Below are 17262 nucleotides of genomic sequence, written 5' to 3'. Positions count from 1 at the left end.
TTGTTTCGGCTGCCACGCCAAGATACGGTGATATTGTGTGTAGAAAGTGGTTTAACTTGTGGAGTGGACGCTTGGAAACCTGCGCTTCGCACAAGTCCCCCAAACTTTAGTTGGGGGTCACTGACGCTTTTCTGTTGCTATTTAAAAAACGCAATGCGAAGAATGTAGCGTAACAGTGAGCGCGAGGTTTAAGAAAAGTTGTTGGGCAACCTATATTACAGGGACCTCGCGCTTCACTAAGAAAGATATTCGCTATAACAAAAGACTTAGCGTTTATTCGGCACCGTTGCTACCTGCCCAAAGGGCACCGCGCTCCAGAAGTCTCCCAAACATCTCGTGTTGACACGCTGCTGCGTCGTGGCCGAGCGCGAGATAGAAAACTTTACCTTCGCCCCAGTTCTTTGTCCATGCTACCGGTGCCGCGGCACCTTGCCATAATGCTGACGCAAGTATATGGTTCCGAGGATCGTAATCAAGGATATACTGCTCATCTGTCACGACAAACTCGTCGAGCCCTTCTGTGATTTCGTGTTCACTATCGACGATGCTGACTTGGTAGTCACGATAGCGCGGATGTGTAACGAAATAACCACCTACCATTGACCGGTACTCTGGACACCCGCGGAACGAATCCGCCGCCGAGTGCACACCGACGTAGCCTTTACCCGAAGCGACATGGTTCAGCAAACCGTTCTTCTGCGCGTCCGAAATCTCACCTATTGTGTAATAGAAGACGATGAGATCATACGAATCTAAATTCGGTGAAACGAGAGCATCCAGGTCTTCCTCGACTCTGGTAATCTCAAATTCATCTCGCTGTGAGAGCACCTTCACAATTTCATCACTACAGCCTTTCCAGTCATGGATTGCTCCGCCTGCAAAGACAAGTGTATTAATTTTTCCCATGAGTTAGCCTCCTTGCTATGTAATAGGGCTATTATATCACGCGTGCAAAAATACAAGCAACTTTTTTTGATTTTTGCTAAAAATAGGAGGACTTGCTTTACGCAAGCATTTGTGATAAAATTTGAAGGTAGTATCAAAACCTGTAGCTCGTAATGAAATGGAGAGCGGATATAAAGAACGCCTGTTATCCTTCAAACGCCCGTTGTTCCTCCCCAAGGAAAAATTAAAAAATATGCCAAAGAAAATCGCCATCTTCCCCGCGAGTTTCGACCCCGTCACCAACGGACACGCCGATCTCATTGATCGGATTTGCGCCCTTGGTGTCTTTGATGAACTTGTCGTTGCCATTGGTGTCAATCCTGCCAAACCGGCGCGTTTCACACTTGACGAACGCACCGAAATGCTTCAGGCCGTCATTGAACCGTATCCGCAAGCCACGATTGATGGCTATACCGGATTGACGGTGCATTACGCACAGACACGGGGGGCGTGTGCCATTATCCGGGGTTTACGCGAGATCTCCGATTTTGAATGGGAATTCAAGATGGCGCGGATGAATCAACAGATTGCTCCCGACATTGATACCCTCTTTATGATGGCAAATACGCAATATGCGCATATCAGTTCAACGCTTGTGATGGAGGTTGTGCAGATGGCACAACGGAAGGTGAGTGCGGAGAAATTGCGGGAGATGGTACCGGCAGTTGTGGTCGAATTTATCAAAAAGAAATTTGATGTACTATAAATGGTTGTCAGTCATCAGTTAAGCGGCTACTTTGTAATGCCAGTTTGAGAATAAATCTGTAGGTGTTTTTGCTTGGGTGTTTCCCCTAGGTAGAGCGGTAAACACCCATAGAAAGCCGCGTAATATGAACAGATATTTCGTTTTTCAGGACCACTTTCTGTATCAATACCGGTAGCGAAACCCAACTTCACACTTTTATCAAACTCACGTTCACGTTACTTTAGTAACAATTATTCCCAGTTTGGACGACTCCAATAGTGTTTGAATTGTTACCGAAAAACCTCTTAACTCTCACTGCGAGGCAAACTGATAACCACTAAAACCGATTGTCCAGACTCAGGCTCACGTTGAAACCTGGCGCGTTTACACCAGTGCCGTGTGGACGATACCGTTGATCGAGCAGGTTTTCAAGGGTCAACGTCAAGCGTGTGTCATCGAAGAGTCTAATCCCGCCGCGGACGTTGAGTGTCCACCATCCCGGTGTCCCGGCATCTACTGCATAGCCATTGGAATCGAATTCAACTTCGGCTGGATCGCGTGTTTTTCCCGGCATCCGTGGGTCGCGAATATCGCTCCGGTTCAACCGTCTCTGATCAGCCGCAGCGCGCACATAGAGCATCGCCCAATACTGCGTATTCACCGGTTCCCACTGGACTCCAACGATCCCGTTCAACGGCGGTTCTCTCCGAGTACGTGCTTCCCACGGCTTACTCGGATCTGGTGCTTTGCCCCCAATTTTGAGGACTTCCCCGCGTATCAATGCCGCATTACCAAAGACCGACCAGACCGGATCAATCGGTATTAACCCTGCTAATTCAATCCCTTGAAACTGTGCTTCATCGACATTATCAAACACGAGTACGTCAATTCCTTCGTATTCTGTGATGAGATCTTGGTGGAGTTGCGGGAGTGTTTCGCCAGCATACGCCTCTTGAACAGGTTTGCGCGCCACTAAACCGCTAACCCGACTGTGGAAGAGTGTCAGGGCACCACGGAAGTAGGAATGTTTCGCCTTGAGACCGCTCTCAACTGTCCACGAAGTTTCCGGTCCAAGATCGGGACTCGGTGCTGTGACACCCTCATTGGTGACTTCCACCGCTGTTGTGTCGTTCAACGAAGGCGCACGAAACGCTGTTCCAAAGTTGCTGACGAAGTTCAGATACTCCGTCAAACTGACAACCACACCAGCACTTCCAGTCAAACTGTTGTCGAATGCATTGAAGGCATCAAAAGCCTTGTCTCGGACAGAGAGATCTGCATTGGTTTGATAAAATGTAGCACGACCGCCGAGTGTGAGTTCCACACGGTCATGTAACGTAATTTCATCTTGAAGATACAGACTCGCATCCCAGAACTGAGAACCGTTGATGAAACGCCCAACGTCTTCATTAATATCTTCTGTGCCTGTCTTAAGATCAGTTTTGACGGTCCGACTCTGGATCATGTCCATGTAGAATTCACCGCCACCGACCAAGCGTTGCCGAGGCAGGATTGAGCTAACGGCTTGCGCGCTTAAACCGATCGTGTTAACCGTGTCATATCGCTGCCGTCGGGATGTCGCGTCGAGGACTACCTCATTTCGTCCCTCTTTTTGACGGTGATAAGAGGCGGTCAAACGGAACGAGTCGAGGCTTCCCGCTGCCGGGGTTACTAAATAATTGGCATAAACGAGATCACGATTTTGCGGCTCAAAAAAGAATTCGTCAAACTCCTGGGGCGCGATTTTATCGTAGCGCGGAGTTTGCGGCTGCTTCCACATCTGGTAGGCAACGTTGAGAGTGCTTGTATCGCTGAGTTGATACGCAATTTTTGCATCGGCATCGTAGGCTTTCCAGCCCAGCGGACCCTCGGTGTCAATGAGCCATCTCTCGGGGATATTATCTTTTGACAACTTACTGATCTCATCATAGTCATAGAGTTTCACGCCGCTTGGCATTTCGTTCACGATTTCAAACTTCCGATTTTTGTAATGGAGATCGTACCCACTCCCAGGGTTCATATCTCCATAAAATCGCACACCACCGCCAGCGATGAATCCAAATCGTCCTTTGTTTCCTGTTACCTCTAACCGACCCAGTCGTTCCTGTGTGGCTGTCGTATAACGAGCAAAGAGTCGTGGGTGTATATCCCAAGTTTGTTGTGCTGGATTGATCGGAACCGTTTTCGTAAAGAAACTCACGACACCCCCCATAGCACCGCTTCCATATAACATCGAGCTTGAACCGAGTAACACCTCTGCGCGATCTAACATCTCTGGTCCGATGGTTGCCGTGTACTGATTGGGTCCCGAACGAAATGTGGAATTATTCAGGCGAACCCAGTCGACCTGTATCAACGTCTGATAGCCAGTCAATCCTCGGAGTAATGGAGAACCCTGTCCAACTGTTGTTTGTTGTGCGCTAACACCGACGGCATCACGAAGTAGGTTGGACGCGTGTTCTGCGTTGGTCCGTTCCAACTGTTTGAGGTTAAGAACAGTAATAGCGTTAGGCGTTTTGAAAGGTTCTTTCTCAGCGCGCGTTGCTGTTACTGTGACTTCCTCCACTTCCACAACGTCCATGTCACAGTCTTTTTCCGCGTCCGTGTGTGCGTTGGGAATCCAACTCAATGATAGACTTAGGTTTATGATTAGAATAAGATAGAGCAATTTTTGCATGATAGCGTCCTCCTGTGAATTTTACGCTACTGTGTGGTGTTCAGGTGCACAATGTTATCTGCAACCTGTGTTTTACGTGTTGCAAATTGCATGCCAGACGCAATTTTGCATTGAAATAAGCGATTTTCGCATATTTTCGCCATAATTCGCCATAATTTGTGCAATAGCGTTCATTTGTTGAACACTCGACAGCAACAGGACGAGAACTCTAATTCCTTTCCTCTAATTTCTTCTCTTGCACGTAAAACACATTTCGTGATATTCTATTTTCCATGGAGAGTCCGATATGCTCCGCACTGCGAAAGAGTTATCGCGTGGTTAGAACAACAAGGGTCAGATTAACAGACAACGAAACAGGAGCAGGTATGTCAAAACAGAAATTAAACTTTGCATTCATCGGATGTGGTGGCAACGCACGTGGGCACGGACGCAGTGTCTCAAGTGTTGAAGGTGTAGAGATTGTCGCCCTCGCAGATCCAAGTGAAGCGTCGCTTGAGGCATTCAAAGAGACTGTCGGTTTGGACGAGTCGCTTCCCACTTACACCGACCACGTTGAGATGTTAGATGCCGTCAAACCGGATGCCGTCGTCATTAGTTCCCCGCACGGTCTCCATTTCCAGCATATCATGGATGCACTTGATAGAGGCTGCCACGTCCATACCGAGAAACCGATGGTTTGCACGGTGGATCATGCCAAGCAGGTGATTACGAAGGTGGAAGAGACCGGTTTACACCTGATGATAGGGTACCAACGGCATTTGAGCCCCACCTATCAATACTGTCGCCAAGTCGTCCAGAGTGGTGAGCTCGGGGGCGAGAATTGGTATCGGAATCAGCAGGGAAAATGGCGACAAGACCCGTTCCTCGGCGGTGGTGGACAACTCAACGACTCAGGAAGCCATCTGATTGATATTCTCCTTTGGGTATTGGAAGCGAGTCCCGACACTGTCTTCGCAATGATAGATAACTTGGATATTGAGGTGGACGTGCTCACGGCGATGTCCATTAAATTTGATACTGGCGCATTGTGCAATATCAGCATTGTCGGACATGCGTATGGCGGCGTTCGAGAAGCTTTTTCCCTCTGGTTGGAGGAGGGCGCGCTCCATCTCCGAGAGGGGCAACTCTATCGTCAAGAAAGGGATGGCACATCAGAACTCGTTGATACATCTGAAATGCCAGAACAAGCTAACAAAGATGTCGCCTTTATTGAACTCATCCGGGGTGAACGCACAGAGAACCCGATCGGTGTTGAGAATGGTTTGCGGGTCATCCAATTGACCGAAGCCGCATGGCAATCCGCTGAACTCGGCACACCCGTCAAGGTCGATCTGAGTTAATGGAACTGGACTTACACACAAAACATATATTGAAGGATGAAAGGCATTGGGATGGATGGATGAAAGGGGGGAAGGATAAGGATCCCATCCTTCCAATCTTCCGGTCTTTCTTCCAAGAATGAGAGCGAATCATGGGAGAGAGGAAGTGTTGGATGTCCAAAATCTGTCCAAATCCTTTGACAAAAAACCCATTTTGACGGAACTCACGTTTCAGGTGGCAGCCGGAGAGTGCCTCGTCCTACTCGGTAAGAATGGTTCAGGTAAAACGCTCTTACTTAATATATTGGCGACCTTAGTCGAACCGACATCGGGGACTGTCTCTATTGATGGCGTTAATGCATTTGAGAACCTGAAACAGGTGCGTCCAAGCATCGGGTATATCCCCGTCGCCTTTGAAGGGTATCCTGAATTGTCTGTCGTAAATTACCTCAATTTTTTCGCCGCTGCATACAAATTAGAGAAGCGGGAGCGCGTGGGAGCAATCGATGCAGTGCTTGAATTAATGGACATTCAGCACCTCCGTGCGGTCAAAATTGGTATTCTATCAACAGGGGAACGACATCGACTTTTATTCGCCAAAACCTTTCTGCACGAACCGTATTTATGGTTGCTTGATGAGCCCCTTGCACCGCTTGATCCGGGTGGACAGGTCGAGATGACTGAGCTTCTCAATGAACTCCAAGCGATGGACAAAACTGTCGTAATTGCTACCAATCGTCTTGAGGATGTCCGTCGATTGTGTGGTTCTGACTTGCACGTCGAAAATCGCGTCGGAATCTTGGACAACGGCCAATTCGCTGTCTTCAACACATTTAGCAGGTTGCAAAAGGAAGTTACAGAAAATGATAGCATAGAAGGTCCAACCTTAAGTTGGTTGAATGGGCTTTTCGCGTAGGCGTAGGTTCCCTATAGAGGAAACCTGCAGGACAACCTATAATGAGTAGCCTGCAACAATACGCAGAAATACTTTCTTCGCATTGGATTTTTTCGGACGGGCGAGCATCTGCAACGAAGTGGCAGATGCTCGCCCGTCCGTAAGCGTTTGCAAAAACACGCAGGCGACTCTTAAGTGAAAACCTTCAATTTTCATATCACTTTTCTACGCCGCAAGGTAAAATTAAAAATCTGGAGGTTACAAAAACATAATGTCAGATATCGGAAAATTCTTTCACGAAAACGGATACTACTTCGCCAAAGGTGTCTATTCGTCTGAAGAAATCACTGCGATGGAAAACGACTTCGATCGGGTCGTCGATCAACTCCTCAAAAGTGATGAGAACGTCAATGCACGCTGGGGTGGCAGATTGATGGATGCGCTTGATGGTGGTGAATCTGTGATCATCCATACCCACAATATTCAAAGTTTCTCTGGGGTCTGGATGCAGGCATTCTTGCAAGAGAAGTTTCTTGATGTGACCGAAGCCATCCTCGGACCGAATATTATGCTCCACCATTCCAAACTCTTTTGCAAACCACCGGAACAAGGGGCTCCTTTCCCGATGCACCAAGATTGGCAGTACTTCCCCTCCGTCAAAGACACCATGATGGCTGCTATGATCTACGTCTCAGAAGCCACTGATGAAATGGGGTGTGTCCGCGTCTATCCGGGTTCTCACAAGGAATTGGGGCGCACCGATGGCATGATGGGGAGCGGTGCGAATGCTGAGGTAACCGAGCAATATCCGATTGAGAATGCAACCATATTAGAAGCGGAACCAGGAGACGTGCTTTTCTTTAGTTACTTTACCTTACACGGCTCGATGCCGAACCGCTCAAACCAAACGCGAAAGAGTGTTCTCGTTCAAATGCTTGCCGGCGATGATGAAATCGAATCCGAAAACCGCCACACCAATGTCAAATTGGTGCTTCGTGGTTGGAACCATCTCGCAACCCGCTCTTCGGTTGGAAGAATCATATAAATCAAGAAGTTAACTGTTTTTAGGGCTTTAACTATTGACGCATCTTCCACATTTTTTAGAGATACCCGGATTGATAGTTAAGCAAAATCACGGGATTGCGTAAGTCCTATTAGAAAAACGAAACATAGCCCGTAATGAAATGGAGGGCGGATCTACGGAATGGCACTTCAAATTCTAAATCCGCTCTGATCGAACCGCAAGGAAAATTAAAAAAATGATTAGAGTCGCAAAGATTAGTATGGCGCATGTCCACGCCGGTGGTTATGCCCGAAAAATTAACGAAAACCCTGAAACCGAACTCGTTGCCGTCTGGGACGAAGAGGAATACGGTGGAAGAGCAGCAGCAGAACAATACGAAGTCCCGTTCTACACCGACCTTGATGAAGTCCTCAGCCGTGACGACGTAGATGCAGTCGCCGTTGACGCGATTACGTCCGACCATCCGCGTGTGATGATTGCCGCCGCTGAAGCCGGAAAACATATCTTTACAGAGAAAGCACTCGCAATTACCGTCGCAGAGTGCGATCCGATTATCGAAGCCGTCGAGAAAGCGGGTGTGAAGTTCATGATTTCGTTGCCTTCGCGGGCGAACCCTGAAATCCTGTTTGCGAAAAAGGCGATTGATGACGGACTGATTGGTGATATAACGTTCGGTAGGGGACGGATTGCGCATTCCGCCGCACTGGATAGTTGGTTTAGCGGAACGAGCGCGTGGTTTGCAGATCCAGAACGCGCAGGCGGCGGTGCCCTCTTTGACTTAGGGTGTCACCGTGTTGATGTTATCCGGTGGTTGATGGGGGAACCGAAGAGTGCTATCGCTAAGATTAACAACTTCACTGGCAATTTTCCGATTGATGACAACAGTGTTTCAGTCGTTGAGTTCGCAAACAAAGCACTCGGTGTGATTGATGTTGCGTGGACGCACCGTTCCGGTCCGAATCTGCTGGAAATCTACGGCACGGAAGGTTCGTTTGCCGCAGGACACGGCGAGATGCATTTTGAAACCCGTAAGCTTTCTGATGAGGAGAAGGCAGAATACATCGCCAACGCACCCGCGGCACCACCTGAACCGATCCAACAGTGGATTAACGCGATTCTTCGCGATGAACCAATGACGATTACCATCCAAGATGGACGGAACCTCACAGAGTTGATGCAAGCGTTCTATATCTCCTCTGAACAGGGACAGTCAATTGATTTTCCGCTATAGTAGTTTTCAGTTGTCGGTTGTCTCACGCCCTTTACTTTTTAAGATAGCATCAAAACCCGTAGCCCGTAACGAAGTGGAGGGGTTTTTGCTTGGGTGTTTCTTCAGATATGAGCAACACACGTCAAAGTTCAAACGCCCGTTGTTTCTCCGCAAGGAAAATTTAAAAAATGCAAGACTATCAGCCCATTTCTCTTTCCAAATTATGTAATGTTGACGCAGAAATAATCGGTGCTAACACAGTGCCAACAGTGGGACAGCAAACATTTCACGGGCTTCCGTTCAATATCTCTGAAGGTGAAAAATGTTTTCTGGGATTCGGCGAAGGTGTTAACACCGACCCCATCCAAGTTCCAGTCGGTGCGAATCCGAAGTGTGTTATCTTTGTGCATCGTCTGCTGGAGTCACGCATTCCTGAAGGCGAACCGATCGGCAGACTTATTGCCAATTATGTTTTCCGTTACACTGATGGTGAAACGGTGAGTATCCCAATTCGAGAACGCTTTGAGATCGGCAGTGTGCCACAGGGGTGGGGGCAACAGACGTTCCTTGCTATACCGGACCGACAGGAAAGTTTGTCGCCACGACACGAGGGACCTTGGGGATCCGCTGGCAACCGACAAACAGAAGTGAGCCAAGGGACGCCGCGCGACTACTATTTGTGGATATGGAAGAATCCCAGAGATGGCGTTGAAATCGCATCAATTGAAATCCAACCGCAAGAACGGCGTTTTATTGTTGCAGCAATTACGCTCGGTTATCTTGACGAGAACCCGATCCCGCGCCGTCCGCGCCGCGAAGTCAAAATCACGCTTCCTCAATCTCAGGATGCCGACAAACCTTTTGATATGGAAGTTAATGTTGACCGTGGCGTTGCAACCTATCCGTATCCGTTGCCAGAAAACGCGCCCGATGCCTTTATTGATGACGATTTCAAGGGGTGGGGTGAATCCCAAAACAACAAAAGCAGTCCGGCGTATGTTGAAGTATCCGCGACTCCCTCCGCAAGCGTTGAAGTCAAAAACCAAGGTGAGACGCTCGGCACTGTCAATTGGGGCGAAGTTGAAGAAAAAGGGGTCGTTCAACCCAACGAACGGGTGAAGGTAGAAGTCATCGACTCCGGCAGGAACTGGGTGCATACCACCGTGATTGACGAGGATACGAACAGACCCGTGCCGTGTCGTGTCCATTTCCGTTCCCCGCACGGTGTGCCGTATGCACCGCACGGACACCATGCACACGTCAATTCCAACATGGGGACATGGCACGTCGATGTCGGGGGTGATGTGCGACTCGGACAGATTAGTTACGCCTATATTGACGGCACCTGTCAGGGATGGTTACCGCGCGGAGAAGTTATCGTTGATGTTGCTCGCGGCTTTGAATACACACCGCTGCGAACCACCGTCAACATAAAACCCGGACAACGCGAGTTGACGCTGCGCTTAAAACGGTGGTGCAATATGAACGCCGAACGCTATTTCAGCGGCGATACGCATGTTCATTTCCTTTCTACGCAGGGGGCACATACCGAAGCACAAGGCGAGGACCTCGGTGTTGTCAACCTTCTCCTTTCGCAGTGGGGGCATCTCTTTACGAATACAGAGGAGTTCATCGGGAGACCCACAACGTCTGCTGATGGACGGAGCATTGTCTATGCGACGCAGGAGAATCGCCAACACCTCCTCGGGCATCTCACGCTCCTCGGTTTAAAAGAGCAGGTCGCACCGTGGTGTTCGGATGGTCCTGGGGAAGCCGAACTCGGTGGAAATATGGAGGTCACGCTTTCTCATTGGGCAGATGCATGCCACGCACAGGGCGGTACCGTTGTATTGCCACACATTCCAAACCCGAATTGTGAACCAGCAACACTCATCGCCACCGGGCGCGTAGATGCTGTCGAGTACCTCACCAATGCGATGTATGGACACCTCGAATACTACCGTTATCTCAACTGTGGCTATAAATTGCCGCTCGTTGGTGGGACAGATAAGATGAGTAGTGATGTCCCGGTAGGCGTTTATCGCACCTACGTCCACATTCCCGACAATGAGGAATTCAATTACGATAACTGGTGCAAATACATGAGTGCTGGAAACACCTTCCTCAGTGGCGGTCCCATGATCCGTCTTACCGTCGATGGACAGCCGATCGGTAGCACGATTAATCTGCCCGGTAACGGTGGCACTGTTGAAGTTGAAGCCTCCGCAGATTCCATCTTCCCTATCCACACCTTGCAGATTATTCAGGCGGGACACGTCGTCGCTTCGACTGAGGACAAAGACGGCAAAGCGCATCTACGCCTGAAGGCGAATCTGAAAGTGGACAAACACTCGTGGATTGCTGCGCGATGCGGTGGACCGAACTACGCACAAGCCGTTCCGCACCACGATGGATGGGGACGCGGCATCATCGCCCATACCTCCCCTGTCTACATAGCAGTCGGTGGTGAGTGGTGGATGTTTGATCCAGAGACAGCGAACTATATGTTGACCTTGATTGAGGGTGGGTTATCCTATATCCAACATACAGCGCGCCACCATGAACACGGAACTGTGACACACCATCACGGCGAGGATGACCATTTGGAATTCCTCTCTCGTCCGTTCCAAGAGGCGCGAGAGGCAATTCACCGTCGGATGCATCAATTGGGTATCCCGCATTAAAGTAGTAGGCACACTCCGTGGGTTCTCCGTTCACCAGTAAGGTAGTCCCGTAGGTTGGGGTGAGCGGTGAAGACCGAGATCTATCAAGTCTCAATGGAAACATTGTTTTTCAATGAATCTTTCATGAAAACGGATACAGCGAAACCCAACAATCCAACTTAATGTTGGGTTTCACTTATATTTTTGAAGGAGAAAAAGATGCCAAGGGAATTAGTAGCCGTCGCGCCTCGGCAACCCGTTTTGAGAGAATATGAGGACGGACCTGTTCCAGAGGACAGTGTCCGGGTTCAAGTCGATTTTGGTGCACCCAAACGCGGTACCGAACTGACGGCGTACTACGGATACAACAACGCAAATTTTCCACTGACACTTGGGAATATGTGTGTCGGAAAAATAATTGAGATCGGGGACAACGTTGAAGGGTTCGAGATTGGAGAACGCGTCGCCAGCCACGGACACCTCAAGGAGACACACACATGGGGCGCAAACCGGCTTCTCAAGATGCCCGATCAGATGACGTGGAAACAGGCAGTTTGCTACGATCCAGCGCATTTTGCGATGTCCGCGATTCGTGATGGAAAAGTTCGCGTTGGTGAGCGCGTTGCGGTCTTTGGGCTTGGTGCAATTGGATTGATGACCGTCCAGATGGCGAGAATCGCAGGTGCTGACTTTGTTGCTGCCGTAGATCCGATTGAAAGACGGCGGAAAGTCGCTGAAAAGACAGGGGCAGAACTTGTTATTGACCCGACTGCCTGCAATGTCGGTGAGGTGCTCAAAGAAGCGACTGGCGGGCTTGGCGTTGATGTGGCTGTAGAAACCAGTGCAATCTACGAAGCACTCGATGATGCCCTCCGCAGCGTCACTTTTGAGGGAACAATCGTCTACGCTGGACGCGCAAAAGCGTGTACAGGTGGACTTGATCTCGGTGCTGTCGCACACGTCAATATTCCGAACATCATCTTCGCACGCGCCAACAGTGATCCGAACCGCGATCATCCGCGTTGGAATTTCAAGCGTATTATTGATACCTGTTGGAAGTGGCTTGCTGCAGGACGATTTGACTGTGAAGGGGTCGTTGATCCAGTCGTGCCGTTTGAAGAGTCAGTCGAAGCCTACATAGAGATGGACAATCACCCTGAACGGAGCGTCAAATTGGGTGTCTCCTTCGGTTGAAGTTTTTTAATGATTAGACTTTCGTTCTGCGCGCCGCTTCGCTCCGAAAAACGTAGCCTGCAACACCGGCGCAGGCGGATTTGAGGAACGCACGATAAACTCTTAACGCACGTCGTTTAACCGCAAGGTATAATTAAAAATTGGCGATCAAAAAGATACCGAGTATCATTACAACAGCCGCGATCAAGCGACGTTTTGTATAGGTTTCTTTCAAGGCATATCCACCCAGCAGAACAACGAAAATGACAGAACACTGACGAACAGCGGTCACGTAGCTGACCTTTTCTGTCATCAGGGTGTAGAGGATAAGTGAATAGGATACCAACGAGAGCCCGACAATAGCGAATGCCCGCTTCCATTCCGTGCGTCCAATCCGGACAATCTGTTGGTGTGGAAACCGAGCAAGACAGGACAACCCGTAAAATACTTGTGAGATACTGTTCTCCATTAAATAGTAGATCACGGCTCGCCATAAAGGGGTATCCGCCGAATAGCGGTGAAATTCAGACATCCCTTGTTTGTCTATCAGTGAGTACCCAATGACACTCGCCAGGGTCGCAAAAGCCCAGAGGGAATCCGGTTTGCGAAGGTAGCGAAAGAATGTTTTGAATTGGATGTGCTTTTCGCGTTGTTGATAGACCACTATGGAGATCATCACACATAAGATACCTATCAGACCTTGCACGGAAATTCGTTCCTTTAGGAAAAGAAAGGCGAAGAGCGGTAGGAAAGCTGGTGCGGCGCGCGCAATCGGATAGACGAATGAAATCTCACCAACGGTATAAGCGTGCGTCAAAGACAGCTTGTATAACAGGTGAACAAAGGCAGAGCCAGCAATATATCCCCATACCGGTTTCGGAACTACCGGATGTTTGATACCAAAGGCAATGAACGCTATGGCTACGGTGTAAAATCCGCACCAAAAAAAGAGAATTCGTGTATCTCTACTCGATTTACTATAGAAATTCCATAAGGCATGGCAAAATGCTGACAGCAAAATTAAGGCAATTGAAGTAAGGTCCATAGAACCCCTTGTCATCTGTAGGTACAGGGTCTGTATCTGTTCGTTAATGACTGTCAGTAATCAGTGATTCGGTAATCAGTTAAGAGGATTTTGTTTGGTATTAACCTCTTGCGACTGACAGCTGAAAGGATTTTTTGGAAAAATCCGCCCTGACGGTTGACGATTATTCCAGGAGGTAATTATGTTCAAAAAGTCGAAAAAATACCAGCGTTTTATTCTATTTGGGCTTGTCTTCGGTATACTTGCCCTCACAGCAACCGTTACCCTCACGCAAGAATCGTGGTTTCCCTCCGAATGGGGGGCAGATGATCGGCGGGGTGCTGTAAACCGATTAACCCCGGAGAAAGTGTTGGAAGCCGCAAATTTGATTAAGAACGGTGAAGTTTTTCAACTCGGTAGAGTCTACGAAAGCGGGATCCCTGTCTTCGGAACGCGGCATTATAGCCTGCGGATTCCAGCGATGTCGGGTCCACTCGGTGAGAACAAAACAACGTGGTTTGAGGAAATTTTTAGTGGCGAGATCGGTCAAGTCGGCACGCAATTCGACGGACTCGGGCACATCGGTATCGGTGACCTCTACTACAACGGATTGCACCAGCGCGATTTCGCGAAAGCCGAAGGACTCACGGAACTCGGTGTTGAGAATGTGGGACCCATCGTAACGCGCGGTGTCCTCATTGATGTCGCGGGTTATAAAGGCGTTGAGTGCCTCGGTGACAGTTATGAAATTACGCGTGCTGATCTGGAGGGCGCCTTGAAAAAACAGGATGTCCAGATTACGCCCGGCGATGTCGTTATCATCCACACCGGTTGGGGTAAATTTTGGATGACAGACAACGATCGCTACGGGACCACAGAACCCGGCATCGGCATGGAGGCGGGACAATACCTCGTCGATCAGAAAATTGTGATGTTGTGTGCCGATAATTGGGGAATTGAAGTTGTCCCGAATCCCGATGAAACTCTCGCATTTCCAGTGCATCAACTGTTTATTGTCAAGCACGGTATCTACAACCTTGAGAACATAATCACGGAGGAGTTAGCAGCAGCGAAGGTTTACGAATTCGCCTTCAGTTTCGCACCGCTACGTCTCAAAGGTGCGACGGGTTCTCCCGGCAATCCGATCGCCATCCGATAGTTTTTAATCGTGGGACAGCCGCCGTGCTGTCCCATACTGCTTCTTTTTCCTATCCCCGTATCTGCACAAATCCGTGCATGTATCTGCCTGTTTGCCCCGTTTCGTGCAGCAGGCGCACACGCCATACTCCCTAAATCCGTAATATGTCCTGTTTTTTCCATCGTTTTATCGTAAAATCCGAAAGTATGTAAACAGTTGTTCAATGAGTGAACCCCCTCCGCCGCTGTCGAGGTTTCTAACCCCGAACGAACCCCACCGCCGCTGGCAAGGTTTCATGCGTTTTAATAAAATATTTCGGTAATTCCATTTGGAAAAACGATTGTAGGGGCAGGTCTTGTGCCTGCCCACACATTACTATAAATTGGCATAGAAATTGCTACTTCTCTGTTTATAGTATAGTTGTTGATTGTCAGTTGTCGGTGGTCGGCTAAGAGGTTTTCGTTTAACAAGGGAAACACCCTCTTTTACCGATAGCCGATAACTGAAAGGTTTGTGTGGCAAACCGTCCTGATAACCTATTGCGAGTATTTACTGGTAGAGCGTACAGCCCCAGCGCATTTGAAGCATAAATCAGATATTTTAGATTTGGAACAACCCACGCATAACGGTGAGGGAGATTTTCCATGAAAATGCTACGTGTTTTCTTCTGCTATTGCTTAAGTTTAGGACTGATGTGTTCCGTCTCTGCGAAACCGCTCACAAGTGAAAAAATAATTTTTTCGTCCAATCGGGATGGCAATTCGGAAATTTATATGATGAATCCCGATGGCAGTCAACAGGCGAGATTAACCAACCACCGCTCCCGCGATGTCAATCCGGTCTGCTCACCACTGGGAGAGGCGATACTCTTTGTTTCTGACCGAGGTGGGGAGCGTGATCTCTATATTATGCGAGCTGATGGTGGCGGTGAGCGACCCCTGTTTCGAACGGCACCCGCATACAGAGACCACCCGGCCTGGTCCCCTGATGGAAAAAAAATTGCTTATTCTCAACTTGACGAAAATACTAAATTTTTTAGCATCTATACTGCCAGGGCAGATGGAACATCGGTAAACCGACTTGTTGAAATGGAAAAAGCGGATGGTGGACAGCCAGTTTGGTCCCCGAATGGAACAGAAATCGCGTATGTTGTCCATGGAGAGGTTCATTGGGCGAGCCGCCAAATCCGATTTATCAACCTAAAAACCCGCAAACAAGAGACCCTTCTGCCGGATGATAACGCGCGAAGGTGGCAGCCGGCGTGGTCGCCTGTTCACAACAAAATTGCTTTTCCCTTGTATAGACGAGAACCGCCGCAGCAGTCGATATATATCGCCAATCGCGATGGGAGTGGACTTCAACGGATGGTTGATGGGATTTTCCTCATGGGAGGAAAAGTGGTCGCTTGGGCACCATCTGGTGATGAACTTGTCTTTTCCCGGACATTTCAAAATAAATCTCAGATTTTCAAAATCAATGTCGTGACGCGTGGCACCACGCAACTTACGCACGATGGAAGCAATTATGTAGGCGATTGGTTTGATCCATCGGCTTTACCTGTCTCGCCACAGCCGCAGTTGCTCACAACCACATGGGGTGAGATCAAAGGTGGGGATTGAAAATGAACAGATTTGCATTCGCTTTATATTTCCCATTTATCGCAGTCCTCTTGTTTGCAGGGTGTTCGGCATCAACATATTTCATGAACACATCCGAACCATCACCGGAAAAAGAGATACGGCAAACCTTGAAATTATGGAAAGGAACGCACATTTCACAAGCTATTCAGAAATGGGGATCACCCCATGAAATAACCGGTGGAGAGGTAAATCCAAAAATTTACACATGGCAGACGCTCGCATCAGATAACACCGTCTATGAATTTATCTTCCATACACGTTCAAATGGCGTAATTCATAAAACCGACACAAGAAAGTATCAAAACCGCATACATGAATCGGATTGGAAGGAGAAGCATATCTCAAAGGTAATTCAAGAATGGGGAACACCGCATGGCGTAATTGATGACGGAACAGGTTCAAAAATCTATATCTGGCAAATGCCCGTATTGGAATTGTTCCCGCGAGAATATCACCGAACCGGTTCCAGACTGCAAACTAACGGCTTCCACAGCATAACAGGAGCATCTGTTCCAACAAGCGATGCCTACGAACTTACGCTTTATACACGTCCGGATGGTGTAATTTATAAAACCCTTACAAAAAAAGAATTGAACGCCAGTGCAGGTTCCCGGAATCTCCGAGTTTCTAAAGAAAAACAGGACTACGTAAAATAAACGATGAAAATACCGACAATTTCTATCGCATCCCATCGTATCACACGACTCATTATCGGCGGTAATCCGTATAGTGGCATTTCACATCACTCTCCAGAGGCATCGAAAGCCATGGAGGATTACTATACGACGCATCAAATTATGGCAGACCTTCGGCAAGCTGAGGAGAACGGAATTAACACCGTCCTCGCTCGTGCCGATAGGCATATCATG

General features: G+C 48.6%; 15 protein-coding genes. 11 read left to right on the top strand and 4 right to left on the bottom strand.

Annotated elements, in window-relative coordinates; translation table 11 throughout:
* Positions 1 to 273: 273 nt before the first annotated feature.
* Entirely contained in the window at positions 274 to 906 is a 633-nt protein-coding gene (locus J4G07_19495) for a ThuA domain-containing protein (GenBank protein MCE2416174.1), read from the bottom strand.
* Positions 907 to 1138: 232 nt separating this feature from the next.
* Between J4G07_19495 and coaD the strand changes: the two genes are divergently transcribed.
* Complete coding sequence (coaD, locus tag J4G07_19490; GenBank protein MCE2416173.1) at positions 1139 to 1651, top strand: pantetheine-phosphate adenylyltransferase; 513 nt, start codon at positions 1139 to 1141, stop codon at positions 1649 to 1651.
* Positions 1652 to 1967: 316 nt separating this feature from the next.
* Here the strand turns inward: coaD and J4G07_19485 are convergent, their stop codons facing one another.
* Complete coding sequence (locus tag J4G07_19485) at positions 1968 to 4307, bottom strand: TonB-dependent receptor (GenBank protein MCE2416172.1); 2340 nt, start codon at positions 4305 to 4307, stop codon at positions 1968 to 1970.
* A 365-nt stretch (positions 4308 to 4672) separates the two neighbouring features.
* On the opposite strand from J4G07_19485, the gene J4G07_19480 reads away from it, so the two are divergent.
* Positions 4673 to 5647, top strand: a complete 975-nt coding sequence (locus J4G07_19480; protein ID MCE2416171.1) for a Gfo/Idh/MocA family oxidoreductase — start codon at positions 4673 to 4675, stop codon at positions 5645 to 5647.
* 118 nt (positions 5648 to 5765) lie between these two features.
* Positions 5766 to 6542, top strand: coding sequence for an ABC transporter ATP-binding protein (locus J4G07_19475; GenBank protein MCE2416170.1), 777 nt, complete (start codon positions 5766 to 5768; stop codon positions 6540 to 6542).
* A gap of 36 nt (positions 6543 to 6578) precedes the next feature.
* Here J4G07_19475 and J4G07_19470 read toward each other — a convergent pair whose 3' ends face one another.
* A complete protein-coding gene (locus J4G07_19470; GenBank protein MCE2416169.1) occupies positions 6579 to 6737 on the bottom strand; it encodes a hypothetical protein in 159 nt (52 codons plus the stop codon).
* Positions 6738 to 6792: 55 nt separating this feature from the next.
* Here J4G07_19470 and J4G07_19465 point away from each other — a divergent pair, with 55 nt between their 5' ends.
* The 4 genes from J4G07_19465 (at position 6793) to J4G07_19450 (ending at position 12612) form a co-directional block, all read left to right on the top strand.
* Positions 6793 to 7566 carry a phytanoyl-CoA dioxygenase family protein gene (locus J4G07_19465; protein ID MCE2416168.1) on the top strand — a complete coding sequence of 258 codons (774 nt, stop codon included), beginning with the start codon at positions 6793 to 6795 and terminating at the stop codon, positions 7564 to 7566.
* A 214-nt stretch (positions 7567 to 7780) separates the two neighbouring features.
* The gene (locus J4G07_19460; GenBank protein MCE2416167.1) at positions 7781 to 8776 is read left to right on the top strand and encodes a Gfo/Idh/MocA family oxidoreductase; all 996 of its coding nucleotides are present in this window, start codon (positions 7781 to 7783) and stop codon (positions 8774 to 8776) included.
* A 167-nt stretch (positions 8777 to 8943) separates the two neighbouring features.
* Entirely contained in the window at positions 8944 to 11439 is a 2496-nt protein-coding gene (locus J4G07_19455) for a CehA/McbA family metallohydrolase (protein ID MCE2416166.1), read from the top strand.
* A gap of 198 nt (positions 11440 to 11637) precedes the next feature.
* Entirely contained in the window at positions 11638 to 12612 is a 975-nt protein-coding gene (locus tag J4G07_19450; GenBank protein ID MCE2416165.1) for a zinc-binding alcohol dehydrogenase, read from the top strand.
* 133 nt (positions 12613 to 12745) lie between these two features.
* On the opposite strand, the gene J4G07_19445 is transcribed toward J4G07_19450, so the two are convergent.
* The gene (locus J4G07_19445) at positions 12746 to 13636 is read right to left on the bottom strand and encodes an EamA family transporter (protein MCE2416164.1); all 891 of its coding nucleotides are present in this window, start codon (positions 13634 to 13636) and stop codon (positions 12746 to 12748) included.
* 181 nt (positions 13637 to 13817) lie between these two features.
* Here J4G07_19445 and J4G07_19440 point away from each other — a divergent pair, with 181 nt between their 5' ends.
* From J4G07_19440 to J4G07_19425, 4 genes are all read left to right on the top strand, one after another.
* Positions 13818 to 14774 carry a cyclase family protein gene (locus J4G07_19440; GenBank protein ID MCE2416163.1) on the top strand — a complete coding sequence of 319 codons (957 nt, stop codon included), beginning with the start codon at positions 13818 to 13820 and terminating at the stop codon, positions 14772 to 14774.
* A gap of 623 nt (positions 14775 to 15397) precedes the next feature.
* On the top strand, positions 15398 to 16372 hold the full coding sequence (locus tag J4G07_19435; GenBank protein ID MCE2416162.1) for a PD40 domain-containing protein: 975 nt from the start codon (positions 15398 to 15400) through the stop codon (positions 16370 to 16372).
* 2 nt (positions 16373 to 16374) lie between these two features.
* Positions 16375 to 17049, top strand: a complete 675-nt coding sequence (locus J4G07_19430; GenBank protein MCE2416161.1) for a hypothetical protein — start codon at positions 16375 to 16377, stop codon at positions 17047 to 17049.
* Between the two features lie 3 nt (positions 17050 to 17052).
* A partial coding sequence (locus J4G07_19425) for a hypothetical protein (protein ID MCE2416160.1) occupies positions 17053 to 17262 on the top strand: 210 nt, incomplete at its 3' end.

This window comes from Candidatus Poribacteria bacterium (assembly GCA_021295715.1).
In the GTDB taxonomy this organism is placed as follows: domain Bacteria; phylum Poribacteria; class WGA-4E; order WGA-4E; family WGA-3G; genus WGA-3G.
This window is presented reverse-complemented; position numbering and strand designations above follow the sequence as displayed.

What these genes read in the sequence shown, in the direction of transcription:
- J4G07_19495 (MCE2416174.1), bottom strand. Translation starts at nt 906, where the DNA reads ATGGGAAAAATTAATACACTTGTCTTTGCAGGCGGAGCAATCCATGAC.
- coaD (MCE2416173.1), top strand. Translation starts at nt 1,139, where the DNA reads ATGCCAAAGAAAATCGCCATCTTCCCCGCGAGTTTCGACCCCGTCACC.
- J4G07_19485 (MCE2416172.1), bottom strand. Translation starts at nt 4,307, where the DNA reads ATGCAAAAATTGCTCTATCTTATTCTAATCATAAACCTAAGTCTATCA.
- J4G07_19480 (MCE2416171.1), top strand. Translation starts at nt 4,673, where the DNA reads ATGTCAAAACAGAAATTAAACTTTGCATTCATCGGATGTGGTGGCAAC.
- J4G07_19475 (MCE2416170.1), top strand. Translation starts at nt 5,766, where the DNA reads ATGAGAGCGAATCATGGGAGAGAGGAAGTGTTGGATGTCCAAAATCTG.
- J4G07_19470 (MCE2416169.1), bottom strand. Translation starts at nt 6,737, where the DNA reads ATGAAAATTGAAGGTTTTCACTTAAGAGTCGCCTGCGTGTTTTTGCAA.
- J4G07_19465 (MCE2416168.1), top strand. Translation starts at nt 6,793, where the DNA reads ATGTCAGATATCGGAAAATTCTTTCACGAAAACGGATACTACTTCGCC.
- J4G07_19460 (MCE2416167.1), top strand. Translation starts at nt 7,781, where the DNA reads ATGATTAGAGTCGCAAAGATTAGTATGGCGCATGTCCACGCCGGTGGT.
- J4G07_19455 (MCE2416166.1), top strand. Translation starts at nt 8,944, where the DNA reads ATGCAAGACTATCAGCCCATTTCTCTTTCCAAATTATGTAATGTTGAC.
- J4G07_19450 (MCE2416165.1), top strand. Translation starts at nt 11,638, where the DNA reads ATGCCAAGGGAATTAGTAGCCGTCGCGCCTCGGCAACCCGTTTTGAGA.
- J4G07_19445 (MCE2416164.1), bottom strand. Translation starts at nt 13,636, where the DNA reads ATGGACCTTACTTCAATTGCCTTAATTTTGCTGTCAGCATTTTGCCAT.
- J4G07_19440 (MCE2416163.1), top strand. Translation starts at nt 13,818, where the DNA reads ATGTTCAAAAAGTCGAAAAAATACCAGCGTTTTATTCTATTTGGGCTT.
- J4G07_19435 (MCE2416162.1), top strand. Translation starts at nt 15,398, where the DNA reads ATGAAAATGCTACGTGTTTTCTTCTGCTATTGCTTAAGTTTAGGACTG.
- J4G07_19430 (MCE2416161.1), top strand. Translation starts at nt 16,375, where the DNA reads ATGAACAGATTTGCATTCGCTTTATATTTCCCATTTATCGCAGTCCTC.